This window comes from Stenotrophomonas sp. YJH_SMC_53 (assembly GCF_059369995.1).
Window position 1 is genome coordinate 435372 of sequence record NZ_JCAFTF010000002.1, and the last position, 15850, is coordinate 451221.

The following is a 15850-nucleotide window of genomic DNA, read 5'->3' on the forward strand; positions in this document are numbered from 1 at the left end:
GGCACTCTGCGCCGTTTTCTCAACGTATGGACTATGCGGGCTACCTGATGCCCGTATGCATAAGCTCGGGCTTCCAGACAGCCGCGGCCTTCGCGCCCGCATCGGGGACCATCGACGGGATCCAACGCCCGTACTTCTTCGCCGTGATTGTCCAGTCCCGGTGGCCCATCTGACGGGCCACCCACATCACGTTCTCGCCAGCACTCAGCGCTTGTGAGGCGAAGGTGTGGCGCATCTGATACGGGTACCGGTACCGGATGCCAGCCTTGCGCAGCGCGCGCTGCCATTCGCCCGCGCGGATGCTCTGATCTGATCCCCACCGTGCGTTCGTCCTGGGATCGTGGAAGACGAACTCGCCGGCGGTGGCGGTATGGGCGCGCTGGGCCTTCAGGGCATCGATCGCCGGCTGCAGCAGCTGCACTTCGCGCACGCCGGACTCGGTCTTAGGGGCCTTCATCTTGCCCATGACCCATGCCCGCCGAATCTTGACCGTGCCCTTGCGCCAGTCGATGTCCGACCAGCAGAGTCCGATCATTTCTGAGGTGCGCAGGCCCGTGGCGAAGTTGAACTGGCAGTAGTTGCGGACCTGGTCCTCGCGGCAGGCGGCCAAGATCGCCTGGACTTCCTCCGGTGTGAAGGGATCGACCTCTTCCCGCGCGTTGGCCTTGGCACGCCGCTTCACCCTGAAGCCGTCCAGGGGGTTGCTCGGGATCAAGTCATCGGCAACGGCCTCATCGAGGGCACCGCGGAGCGGGCCCAAGACGTTGTTGATGCGCTTGGCAGAGGTCGACTGGTCGAATGTGGCCACCAGTTCCTTTAGCGCGATACGGTCGAAGTCACGCAGCGCGATCGTCCCGCATCGCGGCACCAGGATGTTGTCGACGATGCGGCGGTACCCAATCAGGCTGCTGTGCTCGAGCTCAGGCTCCTTCTGTGCCAGCCACCGTGTCAGCACCTGCTCCAAGGTTTCCAGGGTCGCCGGCTTCGCCGCCACCTGCACCGCGCGCTTGCTGCCGGGGAAGTGGGTGGCATAGTCGAACGTGCCCTTCTCGATCTCGACCTTGATCTGCCCCAGCAGGTTCTCGCAGTACCGAAGGTTCCGTGCGGTCGGAGGAAGTTTGATCCGCTCACGGCACCGCTTGCCCCGGTAGTAGAAGTCTATTGCGATGCTGCTCTGTGTAGCTGGCCTGACGCCGCCTTGCCGTGCATTACCCACTCTTCGTACCCCTCCAGGTCGATCAGGTTTCTTCCATCTGGCGCCTTGAAGAACACGGCGCCCTCCAGCCAATCGCCTCGCTTGATCTTCGAGTTGATGGCATCGACCGTGTAGCCGGTCAGTGCCTCGAACTGCTTGAGCGTGACGAATCGTACCGGCCGCAGGTTCGCGGGGGATCCGGTCCTCGACAATCCTCGTGACGAGGGTCCGTGGTTACTCATGGGGCACCACCACCTGCAGGCTCCAGAGGACCGATGGGCGCTCGTCAGGGCCATAGAAGGGCGCGCGCTGCACACGGCCGGTCTTGGCCAGATGGTGCAGGTAGCTACTGACCCGGTTTGAAGGCAGGTGCAGCTCGGCGGCCAGCTCGCCCGCCAGGCAGGGCCCCTCCTGCAGAAGCTCCAGGATCCGGATGGACGTGCCGTTGGCGGCGCCTGCGCGGGCTGTGGTGTCATGCACGGCTAGCACCTTCTGCCAGCAGCGAAGTGCCAGAATGGCCTTCAGGTGAAAGGGAGGGGGCGCAATGGGTATGGTCGATGGGTTGAGCCAGTGCTGGTGGCTTAGCAGCACGTGCGAAGTCAACTGGGACGCATGGGCGGCCGTTGGAACGTTTCTGGCTGCCTTCATTGCATTGCGTATCGCTCTTGCGGAGCAGGCGCGGCGTAGGGAGGAGGCGCTGGATCGTGCGCTCGGACTGTCTACTCTCTTGGTTCCTGAAATCGAGAGCTGGCACGTCAGCATTCGTGGCCTTGTGAACCATGTGAGGCTTGGTCATGCGCAGGCAGTACTGGAGAGTTTCGAGCCGGAAGGAGGGGATGTACTTAGGGTCCCTCCTATGCTGCGCAAACACTTGCATCGCATTCATGAGCTGAATGCACCCGCTCGAAATCTGAGCAAGGCAGTGGCGTGCGCAATGTCCGCAAGGCAAATGGAGTCGAAGGTTCGAGCGGCTCTGCGGGCAGACGCAACCGACAGAGGAGAGGTTCTGAATTCTTTCCTGCATCACCTGGAAACTGCGGAAGTTGCGCTCCTGGAAGCCTCGAACGAGATGAACAAACGCATCTTTGCGCCGCCGGCTACGCATTCTTGGTGGTGGAGACTGATGCTCGGCTAGTCGTATTTCGTCTCTCAAGGCCGATCGGGTCATGACGGGGTGAAAGAGACTTGCGCATTCAAGCATGGGCGGCCTCCGCCAGCGGTGCTGGCGCTGCAATGCCTGTCGGTGCAGCCGCGCAGGCAGCATCGTCGTAGGCACGGACCGCGTGGGCGATCGCATACAGGCGCCAGATGAAGTGGAACGTGTACTGCTGCAGGGACGATGCGTATTCCCAGGCATCAGTGATCCGGAAGTCGCTGTAGTCGGGGTCATGGGGCTCGAAGTCCGACATGGCGCTGATCGCGTTGCTCAGGGCGTCGTGGTCTTCCGAGTCGTTCAGAACTTCGCGCTCGAGCTCCTGCCACAGCCTGGCCACCCATTCCGGCATCGACGAGTCTGGATCCGCCAGGTCGTCTGGGTCCACGCGTTCCTCGACGTATTCATTGAACAGGCGCGTCACCAGGTCACGAAACAGGCGCGCACTGAATTCCTGCTTCGCGCCGTCGTTGGCCACGCACTTCTCGGCCCAGTAGCCATCGTTCACGAACAGGCCGCCGGCCTTTTCGTGCTCCGCCGGATTGGCGCGGAAGAACTCGAACATGTCATGCAGGCGGCTGAAGACTGCGGTGCCCATGTCGCCGGAGATCGTCAGGTGCCCGGGCCAGGTGACGATGTCAAAGCCGTAGCAATAGGTTCCCGGGCGACGGAACTGCAGGTGCCGGTGCACGCCATCGTCGACCACGATCCGGAGCTCGTGGCTGGCCGTATCGGCGAGGAAGCGGGGGAGGACGTCACTGCGGTTCATAGGTATCTCCGGACTGTGCGGACGAGGCCTGGGCGGCCTTCAAGGCGGTTTGCCAAGCGGGTACCGGGTTGTCGTCGGCGCCGAGCAGCTGCAACAGGCCGGGCCGGTGGCCCGCGGCGATGCGGCCGCCGGCCTGCAGCACCTGGAGCACCTCCGATTTTTTTGTGAGCGGGTCTTGGCGAGGCAGATGGCGGACGTTGATGACCTTGCCGTCCACGATCTCTGCGACGGAGGTGAGGTCAGGGCCCGTGGCCATGTCACAGCCGATTGTCGGTATGGGTCGCTTGGCGGTCATCGTCACCGCCTCTGGCTCGCCGGCAGCGTGGGCAGCTGCTGGGGCTCGGCAACCGCCGCCGTCAGGTTCCCGGTTTCGTGCGCCAACCGGATTGCGTCGAGCTCGACCTTCACCGCGCCGATGTAGGTGGTGGCCACAATGGTCGAGGCCTTGGCGCGCTCGATGACCTGGCCCATCTGTTCGGCACTCAAATCGTCGTCGCCCAGGCGTTCGAGCATGGCGACCAGGTGATCGCGGACGTCACTGACCTTGTTCTTCATCTTCTTGCTCCTTGGTTCGCCTCCTGACCCGGCGGGTGATTCGCGCCTTCAGTTGGACAAGTTCTTTCAGTTCCGGCGGGTACCGGTTGTGGTAGCTGTTGCGCCGCATGTTCTCGGCGAGGGTCACGGTCTCGAGGCGATCAGCAGTGATCTCGGCGGCGTCCAGCGTCTTCAGGCCTGGCCGGAACACCACGATGTGTCCCTCGGGAACCGGGCCATTTGCTGCCTCCCAGACCATCACGTGCACCGGGCGCCAGCGTCGGGTCGGGAAGATGGCCGGATCGTCGGTGACCTTCCGCATCAGCACCTTCCGTTTCGGATCGACCTTCTCGGTCCCGATCGGCACGTAATTGCTCGCCTCGCTGGCCGGCCGCCCCTTCTTGAACTGGGTTTCTCGCATTCGGCCTGCGTACCAGCCAGGTCGGCGCAGTCCCTTGTTGGGCGGCACGTAGCCAGGCTTGAAGCGCGCTGCGATCGACCCGGGTTCCTGCGTCCCGTTCCAGAGCGACGCCAGTGGCTGGGTGTGGAAATCGTCTGCCTTCTGCAGGCCAAGCGCCGATGCCCGTCGATACACCGCGGTCGTTGGCCTTTTCAGCACATGGGCGATCAGGAAGGCGGGGAACCGCGGCCAGTTCAGCCGCAGCGTTTCGTCCTCGTCGGCACTCCAGGGCCGACGCGCGTTGGGGTGTGACTTCCGCGTCATGGCTCATGGATTCCATTCCGAGCGCTTCGGTGCGTGGATCTGCTGCCGCGCGCGCTGGCGGACCGCTTCCTTCCGGAAATACTCGCGGTGCTCGACCTTCTGACCGCGGATGCGGAAGCCCCAGCTGTAGGCGCGCGGCGGCAGCGTCAGCACCAGCGTCCAGGTGCCTTCAGCCTGCAGGTCCTCGGCCAGGGCAATGCGATGCCAGCCCTCGGCACGACGGAACAGCAGCTGGCCAGCGCCGTACCAGGTCGACGAGTACGGTTCCTCAGCGATCGCCGACGGCACCGCGTCCGGCACCGCCGGCAGCGGCCCGTCGAAGGGTCGGTGCTCGAAGTACCCGCCGCGCAGAATCAGGCTGAAGAATGACCAGGGGTGATCATGGAAGATGCCGCCGTGATCGCTGCTGCGGATGTGGTGCAGGCGCAGGGCCAACCAAGGCCGCGGCTGGCCACGGTCATCGACGCCGGCGCGGCCGAGGCGCAGCAGCCAGAAGCGATCCATGTACGGCGTGCCGTCGGCGTTGGTCAGGTGGAAGTAGGGTGTGCGGGCGCCGCGCTGGATCAGAGCGGTCGCAACGCGATCCAGTACGCGGCGGCCCATGGTGCGCGGCGCCGCGTGCAGATCCACGTAGCTGCCGCAGCGGCCGCAGGACTCCATATCCGGCCAGTCGCGCGCGCAGCCGAACAGGGCGCAGAGGAAGGCGCGCACGCGGCTCACAGCTGCTCGTCCCTATACGTCGCGACCAAGCCGTCGGCAGCGGTCAAGGTGCCGGCCTCGATCTGGCGCAGGCGGCGAGCACGTTCGGCCCGGCCACCGCCGGCCGGTGCCCAGGTGGTGCGATGGCGGGCCGGCATGCGACGGACAGGGACGGCGCGCGCGGCGCGCGTCGGCTGCGCCAGTAGGCCAATCATCAGGGCTGCGAGGGAAGAGCGGCCAGTGCTGAGACGTTGCGGATTCATGGGGACCTCATGCGTAGGTGGTGAGGCGGAAGTGCTCGCGGACCAGGTCGTAGAGCCGGCCGACTTCGCCGATCTGCAGGGCGAAGCGGGCATCGAACTCGGCGCGCCGGCCGTCTTCATCCCCGTGCTGCAGCTGCTCCACGGCGCCGTCCAGGAAGCGGAGCTTTCGGACGATCAGGTCGTCACCGAGGACGAAGGAGAGGTGGTCGTCCAGCACCAGGGCGAGCTTGGTGACCTGCTTGCCTGTCTCCAGGTGCAGGTCGACCTCGTCGCAGCGCAGTTCGTGGTGCTGGCAGCGAACGATTGCACCGCCCTCGACCGGATCGCGGAGCTCGCATTCCTCGCCCAGGCTGAGGCCGTCGGGCAGGGGCTCACCGGCAGCCCAACCGGTCAGGATCGCCCGCGGCGAGACCTCGGCGTTCAGGGGCAGGGCGGGGAAGCTGCCGACCACGTCACGCAGCTGGCTCATGGCGGCCTCGCCGGTCTTGCGGCTGCTGGTGTCGACGAAGACCACGCCGCGCTGGTGGTCCAGGTAGAGATCCGTGCGGGTGGGGCGGATGAAGGCCCGCGGCAGCAGCTCGTGCAGCAGGTCGTCCTTGATGCGCTTCCGCTCACGGCCGCCGGGGCGGCGCCCGTCGCGTTCCTCGATCTCCAGCAGCTTGAGCTCGAGCAGGTTGCTAACCACCGCTGGCGGCAGGATCTTTTCTTCGGCGCCGATGGCCATCCACATGCAGCGGCCGATCTCGTGCGAGAGCAGTTCCTTCTCTTCGCGGCCGAACGGCGAAATGAAACCGGCGGAGCTCATTTCCAGCGGGCCCACGGGCTTCAGGGCGCGCGCCTTCAGGCCGTCCTGCCAGTCGAACATCTGCAGCTGCGGGTAGGTGAACATCGTGAGGTTGCGGAAGAACATCAGGTGTCTCCGGTCTGTTCAGAAGTGACGCTGCTGCCTTCGGGCAGCTCGGAAAGGCCCAGGGTGTAGAGCGCGTCGTCGATCGCGGCTTGCTCGGCTTCTGCGATGACGCTGTGCGGTCCAGCCACGCCCGGGATGTGGACGTGGAAGAGCCTCATGGTCGGCAGGCCTCGGCGATGCGCTGGAACTTGCGGGCCCAGGTGGCCAGATCTGGCTTCATCCCCGCGCTCCAGGCGATCTGGAAGATCGTTCCGAAGCGGATCCGCAGCGCGCGCCACTGGTCCGGCGGAGCAACCGCGATCGCGCGCTGGTAACGCTGGACGCGAGCTGCGGGGGTGATCGCCGGCGGCATGCGGTCCAGGTCGTGCTGCACGATGGCGTCGAGGCCGTGGCCGAGCAGGTGCAGGTCAGCCGTCATGACATGGCCCTCCCGTGCACCACCCAGAACAGGTCGGCCAGCGCCGGCGGCACCGGGGACATGGCGCGCACTTCGTTAAAGGCGGCTTCGATGATCTGCTCGAAGGTGCGGCCATCTGGCGCGCGCGCTGTCTCGCCTTCAACCTTCAGGAGGCCGGCGAGGTAGTCCCTGCTGATAGGACTCAGGTTCTCGATCAGGTCGTCGAGGTCGATCTCCGCGTCGACGGTCACGGTCACCAGGTTCATGGCAGCACCGCCCGGGATCCGAACCCTACCGCCAGGCCCAGCAGGAAGCCGGCCGTGCCACTGATGGCCAGCACCCGCCGGAACAGCACTGCGGTGGCCTCTGCGACGATGTCTTCCGCGTTCATGCGGCCTCCGATTCAGTGATGTGCTGGTCGACCCACGCGCGCATGCGCGTCCATCGCTGCTCAGGCGTTTCGTTGTCCCATCGCCACTCGCCGTCGTTCTCATGAACGATCTCTGCTGCCATTGCTTCGGCGATGCCGAACGCCTTGCTCACTGCCGCGCGGTCGTCGGGGTCTAGGCCGGTCATATCCAGGCCACGCTTGGAACCGATCACCCCAAGCGCGCAGTGGCAGCCGGTGTTGTCCTGCAGCTGTTCGGCGATCAGTCGCTTTTCTGGCATCGCGTCGAGTGCTTCTCGCAGCTCCACCAGGAACTGCTGACCCCGCCTGCCCCGAAGTGCGGAAGCAACCGCGCCGCGCCAGCAAATGAGCGGCCAGGTGTCGCAGTCGTCGGTGTATCCGCTGCGGCTCATGCGGCACCGCCTTTGCCGCGCGCGAGGGCGCGTTGGCAGCGAGGGCAGGTCACAGGATGCGATTCGCAGGCGGTCCAGCCCACGGATCGGCGGCCTGGTGCTGCTCCGCACAGCGCCTTGCCGGTGGCTTCGACATATCCGCCATGGCGCCGCACCTGCGCGGAAGGGATCGCGTGCAGGTTGGTGCCCTGTCCCCGCTCGAGGCCGTTTGCACAGCGGCCGGCCAGCTTCGCCGCCAGCACCTCAGCAGCGGCGTTCATGCGACACCGCCTTTGACTCGGAAAAGGGCAACCGCGCGTCGCGCCCAGGCTTCGCGCGCCGCTTCGAACGATTCGTGATCGCTTGGCGAGTTGAGCCACCGATCGCGCGCCTGGTCGTAGTCCTCGTCGGCCGCCACCAACGCATCAATGGCAGCTCCCGCTTCCTGCAGCGCGTCGGCGTAGCGGCGGGTATCAGCGCCGTCGTCAGCGGCTCCGTGGAGCGCGCTCACCGCGTGCCGGATCGCAGCGATCTTGCACGGGGCGTTCATGCGGCACCCCCTTGCGGCATCACGAAGCGGTAGCCGCGCAGGCGGATGGTCTCGATGGCGTGCTTGTGCCCAGCGGCAGCGAGCTTGCGGCGCAGGCGTGACACCAGCACCTGCAGGACGTTGGACTCGCGCGACGGCGGCTTGCTGTCCGGGTACATCGCGGCGTGCAGCGCGTCGACGTCCACCAGGCGATCAGGCGCCCCGACCAGGACCTGCATCACCACGGCTTCGGTGCGGCTGAGCTTGATCGACGTACCCGCGATCAGCAGGCGCTGGCGCACCACGACCGCCATGGTGCCTTCGGCGCCCGCGCCGGCGGCCGTGGCGCAGCTGCTGCAGAGGTCGAGGCCGGCCCAGGAGCAACCGCCGGGGCAGGCCTGCAGCTCGGTGCAGCCGCAGACGCGGCAGCGACGTTCGGTGGCGGCCATCAGTGCACCTCCACGAATGCCAGGTCATAGATGACGCACCGCGCCCGGGCCACCACGGGGGAGGTGGCTTGTTCCGTCGACAGGGGGACGACGGTATTGGCCCGGGCGCAGGCGTCGGGGGAAACGGAATAGGAGCCGCTGACAACGGCGTCGACCGCGTCGAGCGCGAGCTGCCAGCGGTAGGGGGAGAAGTCCTTGGCCAGCGCGGCGGAGACGCCGGCGGCGCAGTCCGGCACGCGGCCGGCGTCGTTGAAGCCGTTGAGCACCGCCTGCGCGATGGTGGTGCGCAGGCCCCAGTCGTTCTCGTTGGCCAGGGTGTAGACCTCCAGCGCCGCGCAGATGCGCGGGCTGGTGATCACCAGCGCGGCTGGTGCCCGGACGGTCTGGCCGGGTTCGTCTGTGGAAGGGGACGATGGGGAGAAGAGGGCGCCAATGCCGGTGGCTCCGAGAGCCACCAGTGCCAGGTACAGCGACGAAGACAGTGCAGACATGTGCTCAATCATCCGTGCTTGGGATGGTGAGCAAAATATTGCGCAAAACTTAACGTGTCAAGCAAAAGTTTGCTACGAAGATAGTTTAAGGACTATCTGGCCCGACTGACGGCCGGCGCAACGCAAGAGGGCGTAAAGGATCCAGCCAGTGTTGAGGGCTTCGGGAGTGAAGCCTGCAACGTGCTCCAATGCATCAAATGGCAAGGGCCAGGCAAGCGCTCTATCGCGTGCCTCGCGCGCCAGCGCTGCCTCCCAAGTGCTCAGGTCTGCATAGCGAATGACATCGACCGTTGGAACGGAGAACGCAGGCGCTTGGCCCCGATCCACGGTGAACTGAGCGAAATCGTCAGTACCAATCCACCATTCGCGCCGATCATAGATCTCTGAGCCGTGCTGGCGCCGCGCGCGCCGAAAAGCTTCCTCGATACCGGCGCGCATTGCTTCAGTTGTGCGGTCGCCCGCGAAGAGAAACTGGGTCAGGCTCTCGACGAGCTCACCGGCCTCCACATCGGTTGTGGGGCTGAATGCCAACTCAGCCGGCCTTTGCCGTAAGGTCACCCGCTGGGAGACCTGCGTACCGAACCTCAGCGTTTGCCACACGCTCAATGTTGGTGCGGCCCTGCTCCGGGACCGCGATGTAGTCCTGGATGACTTGGTTGAGCCGCTGGCCGGTCAGGACCTCAAGAGGGACATCCTGGATGAACAACATCCATGCCGGAACGCCGAAAGCCGCCGCCAAGCCGTCGACGGTGCGGACAGTAGGGGAGGTCTCGTGGGTCTTTCCATAGGTGACGACGTTGCCAACGTTGCGCTGGGAGAGCCCGGCGCGCTTGGCCACCTTCGCCTGAGTTTCGCCGCCTGCCTCCATGAGCCGGCGAACGTTGTCGGCGAGGATCAGGTTCGAATCAATGTTCATGTAAGCAGAATATTGATCGGCCTCGGCAAAGTACTGCTTTTCACCTGAGCAAACTTTTGCTATATGTAGACGCATGGACGCCGATACCCTCTTGCATCAAACCGTGGTGCGCCTGCGTGCGCATGGAGGGAAGTACGCCGAGATCGCCCGGCAGAACCCGGACATCGGCTATTCGTGGCTGACGAAGCTGGCGCACGGGCAGATCACGAACCCGACGATCGCCAGCCTGCAGCAGCTGATCGAGGCGCTGAACGCCTTCGAAGGCCTGGAGCGGGACGGCCTGACCGAAGTGGTGGCGCAGGCAGATCCGGTTATGGATCCGGTTATGGAACTGCGCGCCGAACCAAGCGGCGACGTGGACGCCGGCCGCATCGTCCCGCTGGAGACAGCCTGATGGCCCTTCGACACCTCAGCAATCCTCGCGAAGGGGAGGACCAAGGCCACGGGCGTGAGCTCCGCGCGCTGCGCCTACGGGTTCGGGAGCTTGAAGCCCAACTCGCAGCTCGTCAGCAGTTCGAGACCAAACGGTTCGATGACGCGATGCAGAGGGTTCAAGCGAGCGTCAACCTGCTGGACGAACAGGCCGGCCAGTTGATCAGTTCGCGGCGGGCTCTAGCCGAATATCAGGGAAAACTGAGCGCGCAGCCAGCCCAAAATGCTCGAGAAAGGCTGGGTCGGAAATCTTCTCCGAAAACGCCTCATAAGCGATCTGCAAGGATGCTTCGACGTATTGCCTCGTGGCTTCGTCGGCTCTGGCGAGGAGGCCGTTGATGATGGTCTGGTTCACTACGTCCGAACCCATTGCCGTGTACTCCTTCGCAAGCATTTCTGCGAAGGAGCTGGTGCTGGCCTCGCCCAGCTGGTTCAGCCTGCTCGCCATGTCTACGATTTGGCTCTGCTGCTCAACGATTTGCTTGCTCTGCTCAACGAGAGCAGCTTCCAAGGCGGCAAGTCGGGCGGTGGAATCTTGGTCCATGGTGATCTCCGTGGTTGGAGTGGTTGGGTGGTACCACCAAGCCTACCCGGAGATCGCCGCCCTTTCGCGAGGTAGGCATGGCTGTTGAACGTCGCCACTCCCAGTCGCGAAGCGCTACCGGGCTCCCGGCAGATACCGCCACCGTTGTAGTGGCCGCGCTGCAGCGCATTGCCGCGCTGGAGCGCCAAGTGCGCGCACTGCAACGGGAGCTGATTCAGCACGTAGCTGACTCAAGTCCAAAGCCTGGTGCTAGAGGGGTTCGTCACCAAGCTGATCGGGATTTTTCGGGTCGGTCTTCGGAGCGCGCCTCTGCAGGACTGCCTCTCCACTCAACGGACCCGGGGAAGCCGCCTTGTTTTGCAGTTGAAGTTCCCTGTCGTTCTCCGCGGCGACAGCCTGCTGCTCAATTCTCAGCAGACGCGCCAGCACGCGGTCGTAAAGGGAGCTCAACCCTGCGTCGACGCTTTTTGCTCTCACTGTTTCGATGGCGCCGCGCACGGAAGCCAGCAGAGCCGATGATTCGTGATGACTGCCAATGAGTAAATCCACAAGAAGGTTGCTCGCCGTCAACTCATCTTCTAGGGCTTCAAGCCGCTGGTCGTACGAGGCAAAGCGCTTCTCGAGCTCGTCCTGTGTCATGTCCTTCTCCTTGGTGGTTGACGGCACTGATTCTGCCATTCGTTCATAAATTTGTCCGCGCCTAACTTGAGCTCGCTCGCGCGGATCCTCCCACACTCGAGGACTCCCATGCCCTGGATCGATGAAACCTGGCTGCAGGACGCACTGGCGGCCCTGAAGGCCACGTGCGATGTCGATGCACACACCCGCAACGCGATGATTCAGTTCCTGCTGGACAACGGCTTCTGGGACCAGGAGAAGCTGAAGGACTGGACCAGCGCCGTTGCCAAGTTCAACAGCTGCCTCAACCCGAACAAGGCCGAGTTCTTCAAGATCGGCGAGTTGTGGGCGCTGATGCGCCGCTTCGGCCGGCACCAGCTCTTCCTGGCCATGGCCGCGGATCTTGGCTATGAGGTCCGCCCGATCCCCACCGAGCACCGCCGGCAGGAGCTGATGCAGCAGCTGCTCGACGCCCAGGCGCAGTGTGCAGCCGCCTCCGAGCGCGTCGCGAGCCAGTTGGAACGTCTCAACACGCCCGCGCCGGAGCCGCGCTCAGGTGCCGTCCATGGACAGGCTCGCGCACAGTTCAGCAGCCCCAACGAATGGAGCGCGCTTGGCCGGGCAAACGCCGTCGTCATGGTGGGCTGCCCGTAACGGGGATAGGCCTGCGTAATGAGCAACGAAATCACGAAGCTCTGCTGGCCACTGCAGATGCCACCGCCCGCGAAGGCGGTGCTGATGGCGATCGCGTGGCACGCAGACGACTTCGGCACGGCTTTCCCGGGCTTCACGACGCTGATCGAGAAGACCTGCCTGAGCAAGACAGCACTGCTCAGCGCGATCGCATGGCTGGAAGACAACCAGGTGCTGACCATTCGGCGCGGCGGCAGCGACGCCGGCGGCACGAAGTACAGCAACCGGTACAGCCTCAACCTCAGCCGACTGGATAAGAACGCGTTCGCGTCGAAGCCGCGGCGTGCATCCAAACCGGTGCGCCAGACGGACCGGTCCGAGAGCGCCGAAGGAATTGACCAGTCCGCAACGCACACCGGTCCGGATGCCGAACCGGTCCGCGACACGGACGGGTCGGAAAAGACTGAAGGTGCCGACCGGCTCGCGGGAAACACCGGTACGCAAGAACGACCGGTGCGTCTCGCGGACTCGACCGGTACGTCTGGCGGACCTGACCGGTCCGTCTCGCGTACTCAACCGGTCCGCGAGACGGACCCTAAAGGTCATGAAAGATCAGTAAAGGTCATTGAATCGTCAAACGCGCAGGCGCGCGACGACGCGGTGGTGCCACAGCTCAGCGCCGACGAGGTCAATCGCGAGCTGATGGGCATCCCCCGATTGCCGCCGGGTCTGGACCCGCAAGTCCTGGCCCGGTTCGTGCGACACCGCCGCGTGCTGGGGAAACCGATGACGATCAGCAGCTGGTTGGAGCTGCAGCCGCGATTCCGCCAGCTCACGGCCGACGGCCACGACCTCAACCGCTCCCTGCGCCAGACGATGGCTGCAGGCCTGGCACTGCCCGTAACACCGAAACCCGAGGGGACCGACCATGCCAACAATTCAGGCTCTGCTGCCGAACGAGTCCGACGTCGAGCAGAAGAGGACGAGCTCCGTGACGCCGCTGCAGAGGCAGACGCAGCCGCCGGCGCAGCAGGCGCCCTTGACGGCCCGGGCTACGCGGACGCTGTGGGTGCGCATGGCTGAGATCTACGGCTACCGCTGGACCAGCGCCTACGGCGAAGATCCCAGCGGCGGCGCTGCCGCGACCTGGGCGAAAGGGCTTGCCGGGCTCACCGGTGAGCAGCTGGCTGCGGGCCTGGGCTCGAGCATCGCCTCGGCTGATCCGTGGCCACCGACGCTGCCCGAATTCCGCCTGCGCTGCCTGGGCGTGCCCAGCTTCGCCGCCGTTCGCAACGACACCGGCCGCCGGGATGGCTTCACGCGGCTGGTGTGGCAGTACCTGGACGGCCACCGCTACCGCACCTCGAGCGCGGACAAGAGCGATCGCCTGTTGCGCGAAGCCTACGACCAGGCCCGCGAATACGTGATGCGCGGCGGTAGGCTGCCGGAAGAGCCTGTGGCGGCGCTCGGCCAGGCCGCGGCGCCTCCGCCGGTACCGGCCAGCCCCGAAGCGCTGCGTCGTGCAGAGCGCGAGATCGCGGAGATCTTCGGCCAGGGATCTGCAGAGCCCGGCAACGACGACCAGGCCCCAGCGACCGGCAAGATGGCAGCGGCAGGGCTGGACCGATGATCGACCAGGATCGACTGCGCAGCTATCACCGTCAGCAGGTGCTGTACGCCCTGCAGCAGGCCAGCGAGCCGATGACGGCCTCCGAAGTGCACGAGGGCATGACTACCCTGGCGCTGGCCATGGGCCACCCCAGGGAATGCGCCGCGATCACCCCAGCTGCTGTGGCCGGGATTCTGCGCGGCATGCTCGGCGAGCAGCTGGTCACCCAGGGTCACGACAGGGCCAATCGCCGTTACGGGCGTGCCGAACCGACCTGGTCGATCGCAGCTGGCCAGGCGCGGGTAGTGCAGCCGCCGGCTCCCGGCAGGAGCGTGGCCGCGTTGGCTGCCGCGTCACCGATGGCGGGGCAGGGCACCCAGCTCCGCCAGATCACCATTGATCAGCGCCTGGCATTCCTGCAGGCCGAGTGCGCCGCACTGCTGGCTGATGTGACAAAGGAACACGCGGCATTCGAGCTCCGGGTTCGGAACCAGCTTGAGGCGTTCGAAGCGCGCGCTGCACGCCTGCTCGGCCTGCCGCAGGACGGTGGCCAATGAGCAATCGCGGGCTCCGCTACAACCGCATCGAGGACATGCCGCAGGGCATGCAGCACCTGGTGCACAAGGCTGGCCAGGTCGCGCCCAAGAGGGGGCCGGCCCAGCACCAGGAGGCCGCACTGGCGGAGAAGCGGCCGAAGTACGGCAACGTGATCACCACGGTGGACGGGATCCGCTTCGATTCCAAGCGTGAGGCGCGCTACTACGAGCAGCTGAAGCTGCGGCAGCAGGCCGGGGAGGTGCACTTCTGGCTGCGGCAGGTACCGATGCACCTACCTGGCGGCACCAAGTACGTCCTGGACTTCCTGGTGTTTCTGCGCGACGGGAGCGTCGACTTCGTGGACGTGAAAGGACGGGAAACGAAGGAGTTCCGCATCAAGAAGCGCGAAGTGGAGCACCACTATCCGATCAAGGTGCTGCTGGCATGAGCGGCTGGAGATCAAGCGGCAGCACAGCGGGCGGCCGGGTCGACCTCAGCGCGGTGGCCACCACCGACCTGCTGCGGGAGATCGAGCGCCGGTGTTCGGTTGGTGGATCGCCCAAGGTTGATCGGCCGGGGAAGGAGCGGCCGTTCGCGACGAAGGCGCTATGGGCCCAGGACAAGGTCAACCAGGCACGTGCCCGCCTCGCGGAGCTCCGCGCGCTGCCAGAACCAGCCTGCGAGGCTGAGCGCGCCGCTCGTTCTGCTCAGGACTCTCAACTGGTCGCCGATGTCGTCAAGTTCGACGGCATGGCCAAGGCATTCGCGAGGAAGGGTCAATGAAACCTGCAGAGCTCAAGGCGCGGTTCCCGACGGAGGCTGCGCTGTGCACGTGCCTGATCGACTGCCTGACCGCGGCCGGCGGCTGGGAGATATACCCCGAGACGGCCGGCTTCGACATCCTCGCTGTCTGGAGGGCTACCGGGCACCAGCTAGGCATTGAGGCGAAGATGCAGCTCAACGCCAAGGTGGCCGATCAGATCCTGCCGGCGCACTGGAGCAACAGCGACCAGCGGGGCCCCGACTTCAGGGCGGTGCTGGTGCCCTGCACGACGGAATCGAACTACGGCATTGCACGGATGCTCGATGCGCTGGGTGTGCAGGTCCTGGTGCCGGACAGCTGTACCAGCCGATGGAACCCACAGCCGGGCGAGGGAATCCAGCGCGAAGTGCATCGGCATGGCCTGCATCAGGCCGCCCCATGGGACCGCGCATCCGGCGATCTCCGCGAATGGGGACCCACAGCATGGTTCGACTGGAAGCCCACCAAGCGCTGTGCATTGCCTGAGTTTGTGCCGAAGGTGGCCGCAGGCGTGCCGGCGCCGCTGCAGTTGACGCCCTGGAAGGTGGGCGCGCTGAGAGTGCTGGCCGATCTCGAGCTCGATGGATTCACGACGGCGAAAGGTGTACGGGCCCATGGCGTGGATCCGCGCCGCTTCTGTGCAACCGATGGATGGCTGAAGCAACTGGGCGACGGGAAATGGGCCCGCGGAGCTCTCCCTGCTTTTGAGGACCAGCACCCCGAGGCCTATGCCCAGGTGCTGGCCCAGGCGCGCGCCGCGCGCGCTGCAGCGGCGGCAACGAACACCCAGGAACAGGCGTCATGAACGAAAATGCAGTCGGTACCAACGCGCTCGCAGCCGCGCGCGAGCTGGAGGTGGCGTTCCT

32 protein-coding genes are annotated in these 15850 nt (G+C 65.4%); 9 read left to right on the forward strand and 23 right to left on the reverse strand.

Annotated features, from left to right (window positions below):
• Window positions 1-40: 40 nt before the first annotated feature.
• From AC5P7X_RS04685 to AC5P7X_RS04695, 3 genes are read right to left on the reverse strand one after another with little or no spacing between them, the layout of a single operon-like run.
• Window positions 41-1216 carry an Arm DNA-binding domain-containing protein gene (locus tag AC5P7X_RS04685; protein ID WP_495214466.1) on the reverse strand — a complete coding sequence of 392 codons (1176 nt, stop codon included), beginning with the start codon at window positions 1214-1216 and terminating at the stop codon, window positions 41-43.
• Window positions 1159-1437: an excisionase family protein gene (xisR, locus tag AC5P7X_RS04690; protein ID WP_095377434.1), complete on the reverse strand. Its 279-nt coding sequence runs from the start codon at window positions 1435-1437 to the stop codon at window positions 1159-1161. Before xisR ends, AC5P7X_RS04685 begins: the two co-directional genes overlap by 58 nt.
• On the reverse strand, window positions 1430-1675 hold the full coding sequence (locus AC5P7X_RS04695; protein ID WP_414609676.1) for an ArsR family transcriptional regulator: 246 nt from the start codon (window positions 1673-1675) through the stop codon (window positions 1430-1432). Before AC5P7X_RS04695 ends, xisR begins: the two co-directional genes overlap by 8 nt.
• A gap of 64 nt (window positions 1676-1739) precedes the next feature.
• On the opposite strand from AC5P7X_RS04695, the gene AC5P7X_RS04700 reads away from it, so the two are divergent.
• Window positions 1740-2330, forward strand: coding sequence for a hypothetical protein (locus AC5P7X_RS04700; protein ID WP_414609677.1), 591 nt, complete (start codon window positions 1740-1742; stop codon window positions 2328-2330).
• A gap of 58 nt (window positions 2331-2388) precedes the next feature.
• On the opposite strand, the gene AC5P7X_RS04705 is transcribed toward AC5P7X_RS04700, so the two are convergent.
• The 18 genes from AC5P7X_RS04705 to AC5P7X_RS04790 all read right to left on the reverse strand — a co-directional run bounded on the left by AC5P7X_RS04705 (window position 2389) and on the right by AC5P7X_RS04790 (window position 9809).
• Window positions 2389-3117, reverse strand: coding sequence for a hypothetical protein (locus tag AC5P7X_RS04705; RefSeq protein WP_414609678.1), 729 nt, complete (start codon window positions 3115-3117; stop codon window positions 2389-2391).
• Window positions 3104-3412, reverse strand: coding sequence for a hypothetical protein (locus AC5P7X_RS04710; protein ID WP_414609679.1), 309 nt, complete (start codon window positions 3410-3412; stop codon window positions 3104-3106). Before AC5P7X_RS04710 ends, AC5P7X_RS04705 begins: the two co-directional genes overlap by 14 nt.
• 2 nt (window positions 3413-3414) lie before the next feature.
• A complete protein-coding gene (locus AC5P7X_RS04715; protein ID WP_065722933.1) occupies window positions 3415-3672 on the reverse strand; it encodes a hypothetical protein in 258 nt (85 codons plus the stop codon).
• A complete protein-coding gene (locus AC5P7X_RS04720; RefSeq protein ID WP_414609680.1) occupies window positions 3653-4375 on the reverse strand; it encodes an HNH endonuclease signature motif containing protein in 723 nt (240 codons plus the stop codon). Before AC5P7X_RS04720 ends, AC5P7X_RS04715 begins: the two co-directional genes overlap by 20 nt.
• 3 nt (window positions 4376-4378) lie before the next feature.
• Window positions 4379-5095 carry a hypothetical protein gene (locus AC5P7X_RS04725; protein WP_414609681.1) on the reverse strand — a complete coding sequence of 239 codons (717 nt, stop codon included), beginning with the start codon at window positions 5093-5095 and terminating at the stop codon, window positions 4379-4381.
• A complete protein-coding gene (locus tag AC5P7X_RS04730) occupies window positions 5092-5337 on the reverse strand; it encodes a hypothetical protein (RefSeq protein WP_495214467.1) in 246 nt (81 codons plus the stop codon). Before AC5P7X_RS04730 ends, AC5P7X_RS04725 begins: the two co-directional genes overlap by 4 nt.
• A gap of 7 nt (window positions 5338-5344) precedes the next feature.
• Window positions 5345-6247 carry a recombination-associated protein RdgC gene (locus tag AC5P7X_RS04735; RefSeq protein WP_495214469.1) on the reverse strand — a complete coding sequence of 301 codons (903 nt, stop codon included), beginning with the start codon at window positions 6245-6247 and terminating at the stop codon, window positions 5345-5347.
• A complete protein-coding gene (locus AC5P7X_RS04740) occupies window positions 6247-6405 on the reverse strand; it encodes a hypothetical protein (protein WP_154344339.1) in 159 nt (52 codons plus the stop codon). Before AC5P7X_RS04740 ends, AC5P7X_RS04735 begins: the two co-directional genes overlap by 1 nt.
• Window positions 6402-6665 carry a hypothetical protein gene (locus AC5P7X_RS04745; protein ID WP_495214471.1) on the reverse strand — a complete coding sequence of 88 codons (264 nt, stop codon included), beginning with the start codon at window positions 6663-6665 and terminating at the stop codon, window positions 6402-6404. The genes AC5P7X_RS04740 and AC5P7X_RS04745 overlap by 4 nt, the downstream gene beginning before the upstream one ends.
• Window positions 6662-6910, reverse strand: coding sequence for a hypothetical protein (locus tag AC5P7X_RS04750; RefSeq protein ID WP_495214472.1), 249 nt, complete (start codon window positions 6908-6910; stop codon window positions 6662-6664). Before AC5P7X_RS04750 ends, AC5P7X_RS04745 begins: the two co-directional genes overlap by 4 nt.
• Window positions 6907-7035 carry a hypothetical protein gene (locus tag AC5P7X_RS04755; RefSeq protein ID WP_495214473.1) on the reverse strand — a complete coding sequence of 43 codons (129 nt, stop codon included), beginning with the start codon at window positions 7033-7035 and terminating at the stop codon, window positions 6907-6909. Before AC5P7X_RS04755 ends, AC5P7X_RS04750 begins: the two co-directional genes overlap by 4 nt.
• Window positions 7032-7445, reverse strand: a complete 414-nt coding sequence (locus AC5P7X_RS04760; protein ID WP_495214475.1) for a hypothetical protein — start codon at window positions 7443-7445, stop codon at window positions 7032-7034. The genes AC5P7X_RS04755 and AC5P7X_RS04760 overlap by 4 nt, the downstream gene beginning before the upstream one ends.
• Window positions 7442-7705 (reverse strand): hypothetical protein, encoded by a 264-nt coding sequence (locus tag AC5P7X_RS04765; RefSeq protein WP_336357306.1) that lies wholly within the window; start codon window positions 7703-7705, stop codon window positions 7442-7444. The genes AC5P7X_RS04760 and AC5P7X_RS04765 overlap by 4 nt, the downstream gene beginning before the upstream one ends.
• Window positions 7702-7974, reverse strand: a complete 273-nt coding sequence (locus AC5P7X_RS04770; RefSeq protein ID WP_336357307.1) for a hypothetical protein — start codon at window positions 7972-7974, stop codon at window positions 7702-7704. The genes AC5P7X_RS04765 and AC5P7X_RS04770 overlap by 4 nt, the downstream gene beginning before the upstream one ends.
• Window positions 7971-8402: a helix-turn-helix domain-containing protein gene (locus AC5P7X_RS04775; RefSeq protein ID WP_495214476.1), complete on the reverse strand. Its 432-nt coding sequence runs from the start codon at window positions 8400-8402 to the stop codon at window positions 7971-7973. The genes AC5P7X_RS04770 and AC5P7X_RS04775 overlap by 4 nt, the downstream gene beginning before the upstream one ends.
• Window positions 8402-8893, reverse strand: coding sequence for a hypothetical protein (locus AC5P7X_RS04780; protein ID WP_414609687.1), 492 nt, complete (start codon window positions 8891-8893; stop codon window positions 8402-8404). The genes AC5P7X_RS04775 and AC5P7X_RS04780 overlap by 1 nt, the downstream gene beginning before the upstream one ends.
• A 72-nt stretch (window positions 8894-8965) precedes the next feature.
• Window positions 8966-9424, reverse strand: coding sequence for a hypothetical protein (locus AC5P7X_RS04785; protein WP_495214478.1), 459 nt, complete (start codon window positions 9422-9424; stop codon window positions 8966-8968).
• Between the two features lies 1 nt (window position 9425).
• Entirely contained in the window at window positions 9426-9809 is a 384-nt protein-coding gene (locus tag AC5P7X_RS04790; RefSeq protein ID WP_495214479.1) for a helix-turn-helix domain-containing protein, read from the reverse strand.
• A 73-nt stretch (window positions 9810-9882) separates the two neighbouring features.
• Between AC5P7X_RS04790 and AC5P7X_RS04795 the strand changes: the two genes are divergently transcribed.
• Complete coding sequence (locus AC5P7X_RS04795; protein WP_495214481.1) at window positions 9883-10203, forward strand: hypothetical protein; 321 nt, start codon at window positions 9883-9885, stop codon at window positions 10201-10203.
• A 201-nt stretch (window positions 10204-10404) separates the two neighbouring features.
• On the opposite strand, the gene AC5P7X_RS04800 is transcribed toward AC5P7X_RS04795, so the two are convergent.
• Together AC5P7X_RS04800 and AC5P7X_RS04805 are read right to left on the reverse strand one after the other, a co-directional pair.
• Window positions 10405-10785 (reverse strand): hypothetical protein, encoded by a 381-nt coding sequence (locus AC5P7X_RS04800; RefSeq protein WP_495214482.1) that lies wholly within the window; start codon window positions 10783-10785, stop codon window positions 10405-10407.
• A gap of 249 nt (window positions 10786-11034) precedes the next feature.
• Window positions 11035-11424: a hypothetical protein gene (locus AC5P7X_RS04805; protein ID WP_495214483.1), complete on the reverse strand. Its 390-nt coding sequence runs from the start codon at window positions 11422-11424 to the stop codon at window positions 11035-11037.
• 108 nt (window positions 11425-11532) lie between these two features.
• Here AC5P7X_RS04805 and AC5P7X_RS04810 point away from each other — a divergent pair, with 108 nt between their 5' ends.
• The 7 genes from AC5P7X_RS04810 to AC5P7X_RS04840 are packed head-to-tail and all read left to right on the forward strand — an operon-like array spanning window position 11533 to window position 15789.
• A complete protein-coding gene (locus AC5P7X_RS04810; protein ID WP_495214484.1) occupies window positions 11533-12057 on the forward strand; it encodes a phage regulatory CII family protein in 525 nt (174 codons plus the stop codon).
• Between the two features lie 18 nt (window positions 12058-12075).
• Complete coding sequence (locus tag AC5P7X_RS04815) at window positions 12076-13119, forward strand: helix-turn-helix domain-containing protein (protein ID WP_495214485.1); 1044 nt, start codon at window positions 12076-12078, stop codon at window positions 13117-13119.
• Window positions 13112-13666: a hypothetical protein gene (locus tag AC5P7X_RS04820; protein WP_495214486.1), complete on the forward strand. Its 555-nt coding sequence runs from the start codon at window positions 13112-13114 to the stop codon at window positions 13664-13666. Before AC5P7X_RS04815 ends, AC5P7X_RS04820 begins: the two co-directional genes overlap by 8 nt.
• The gene (locus AC5P7X_RS04825; RefSeq protein ID WP_495214488.1) at window positions 13663-14202 is read left to right on the forward strand and encodes a hypothetical protein; all 540 of its coding nucleotides are present in this window, start codon (window positions 13663-13665) and stop codon (window positions 14200-14202) included. The genes AC5P7X_RS04820 and AC5P7X_RS04825 overlap by 4 nt, the downstream gene beginning before the upstream one ends.
• The gene (locus AC5P7X_RS04830) at window positions 14199-14630 is read left to right on the forward strand and encodes a DUF1064 domain-containing protein (RefSeq protein ID WP_495214489.1); all 432 of its coding nucleotides are present in this window, start codon (window positions 14199-14201) and stop codon (window positions 14628-14630) included. Before AC5P7X_RS04825 ends, AC5P7X_RS04830 begins: the two co-directional genes overlap by 4 nt.
• Window positions 14627-14965 (forward strand): hypothetical protein, encoded by a 339-nt coding sequence (locus tag AC5P7X_RS04835; RefSeq protein ID WP_495214491.1) that lies wholly within the window; start codon window positions 14627-14629, stop codon window positions 14963-14965. Before AC5P7X_RS04830 ends, AC5P7X_RS04835 begins: the two co-directional genes overlap by 4 nt.
• Entirely contained in the window at window positions 14962-15789 is an 828-nt protein-coding gene (locus AC5P7X_RS04840) for a hypothetical protein (RefSeq protein ID WP_495214492.1), read from the forward strand. Before AC5P7X_RS04835 ends, AC5P7X_RS04840 begins: the two co-directional genes overlap by 4 nt.
• The last annotated feature ends 61 nt before the right edge of the window (window positions 15790-15850 follow it).

Excerpts from the sequence above, each read along its gene's own strand:
- xisR (WP_095377434.1), bottom strand. The coding sequence starts at position 1,437 with ATGAGTAACCACGGACCCTCGTCACGAGGATTGTCGAGGACCGGATCC.
- AC5P7X_RS04700 (WP_414609677.1), top strand. The coding sequence starts at position 1,740 with ATGGGTATGGTCGATGGGTTGAGCCAGTGCTGGTGGCTTAGCAGCACG.
- AC5P7X_RS04705 (WP_414609678.1), bottom strand. The coding sequence starts at position 3,117 with ATGAACCGCAGTGACGTCCTCCCCCGCTTCCTCGCCGATACGGCCAGC.
- AC5P7X_RS04710 (WP_414609679.1), bottom strand. The coding sequence starts at position 3,412 with ATGACCGCCAAGCGACCCATACCGACAATCGGCTGTGACATGGCCACG.
- AC5P7X_RS04715 (WP_065722933.1), bottom strand. The coding sequence starts at position 3,672 with ATGAAGAACAAGGTCAGTGACGTCCGCGATCACCTGGTCGCCATGCTC.
- AC5P7X_RS04720 (WP_414609680.1), bottom strand. The coding sequence starts at position 4,375 with ATGACGCGGAAGTCACACCCCAACGCGCGTCGGCCCTGGAGTGCCGAC.
- AC5P7X_RS04730 (WP_495214467.1), bottom strand. The coding sequence starts at position 5,337 with ATGAATCCGCAACGTCTCAGCACTGGCCGCTCTTCCCTCGCAGCCCTG.
- AC5P7X_RS04735 (WP_495214469.1), bottom strand. The coding sequence starts at position 6,247 with ATGTTCTTCCGCAACCTCACGATGTTCACCTACCCGCAGCTGCAGATG.
- AC5P7X_RS04740 (WP_154344339.1), bottom strand. The coding sequence starts at position 6,405 with ATGAGGCTCTTCCACGTCCACATCCCGGGCGTGGCTGGACCGCACAGC.
- AC5P7X_RS04745 (WP_495214471.1), bottom strand. The coding sequence starts at position 6,665 with ATGACGGCTGACCTGCACCTGCTCGGCCACGGCCTCGACGCCATCGTG.
- AC5P7X_RS04750 (WP_495214472.1), bottom strand. The coding sequence starts at position 6,910 with ATGAACCTGGTGACCGTGACCGTCGACGCGGAGATCGACCTCGACGAC.
- AC5P7X_RS04755 (WP_495214473.1), bottom strand. The coding sequence starts at position 7,035 with ATGAACGCGGAAGACATCGTCGCAGAGGCCACCGCAGTGCTGTTCCGG.
- AC5P7X_RS04760 (WP_495214475.1), bottom strand. The coding sequence starts at position 7,445 with ATGAGCCGCAGCGGATACACCGACGACTGCGACACCTGGCCGCTCATT.
- AC5P7X_RS04765 (WP_336357306.1), bottom strand. The coding sequence starts at position 7,705 with ATGAACGCCGCTGCTGAGGTGCTGGCGGCGAAGCTGGCCGGCCGCTGT.
- AC5P7X_RS04770 (WP_336357307.1), bottom strand. The coding sequence starts at position 7,974 with ATGAACGCCCCGTGCAAGATCGCTGCGATCCGGCACGCGGTGAGCGCG.
- AC5P7X_RS04775 (WP_495214476.1), bottom strand. The coding sequence starts at position 8,402 with ATGGCCGCCACCGAACGTCGCTGCCGCGTCTGCGGCTGCACCGAGCTG.
- AC5P7X_RS04780 (WP_414609687.1), bottom strand. The coding sequence starts at position 8,893 with ATGTCTGCACTGTCTTCGTCGCTGTACCTGGCACTGGTGGCTCTCGGA.
- AC5P7X_RS04790 (WP_495214479.1), bottom strand. The coding sequence starts at position 9,809 with ATGAACATTGATTCGAACCTGATCCTCGCCGACAACGTTCGCCGGCTC.
- AC5P7X_RS04795 (WP_495214481.1), top strand. The coding sequence starts at position 9,883 with ATGGACGCCGATACCCTCTTGCATCAAACCGTGGTGCGCCTGCGTGCG.
- AC5P7X_RS04800 (WP_495214482.1), bottom strand. The coding sequence starts at position 10,785 with ATGGACCAAGATTCCACCGCCCGACTTGCCGCCTTGGAAGCTGCTCTC.
- AC5P7X_RS04805 (WP_495214483.1), bottom strand. The coding sequence starts at position 11,424 with ATGACACAGGACGAGCTCGAGAAGCGCTTTGCCTCGTACGACCAGCGG.
- AC5P7X_RS04810 (WP_495214484.1), top strand. The coding sequence starts at position 11,533 with ATGCCCTGGATCGATGAAACCTGGCTGCAGGACGCACTGGCGGCCCTG.
- AC5P7X_RS04815 (WP_495214485.1), top strand. The coding sequence starts at position 12,076 with ATGAGCAACGAAATCACGAAGCTCTGCTGGCCACTGCAGATGCCACCG.
- AC5P7X_RS04820 (WP_495214486.1), top strand. The coding sequence starts at position 13,112 with ATGGCTGAGATCTACGGCTACCGCTGGACCAGCGCCTACGGCGAAGAT.
- AC5P7X_RS04825 (WP_495214488.1), top strand. The coding sequence starts at position 13,663 with ATGATCGACCAGGATCGACTGCGCAGCTATCACCGTCAGCAGGTGCTG.
- AC5P7X_RS04830 (WP_495214489.1), top strand. The coding sequence starts at position 14,199 with ATGAGCAATCGCGGGCTCCGCTACAACCGCATCGAGGACATGCCGCAG.
- AC5P7X_RS04835 (WP_495214491.1), top strand. The coding sequence starts at position 14,627 with ATGAGCGGCTGGAGATCAAGCGGCAGCACAGCGGGCGGCCGGGTCGAC.
- AC5P7X_RS04840 (WP_495214492.1), top strand. The coding sequence starts at position 14,962 with ATGAAACCTGCAGAGCTCAAGGCGCGGTTCCCGACGGAGGCTGCGCTG.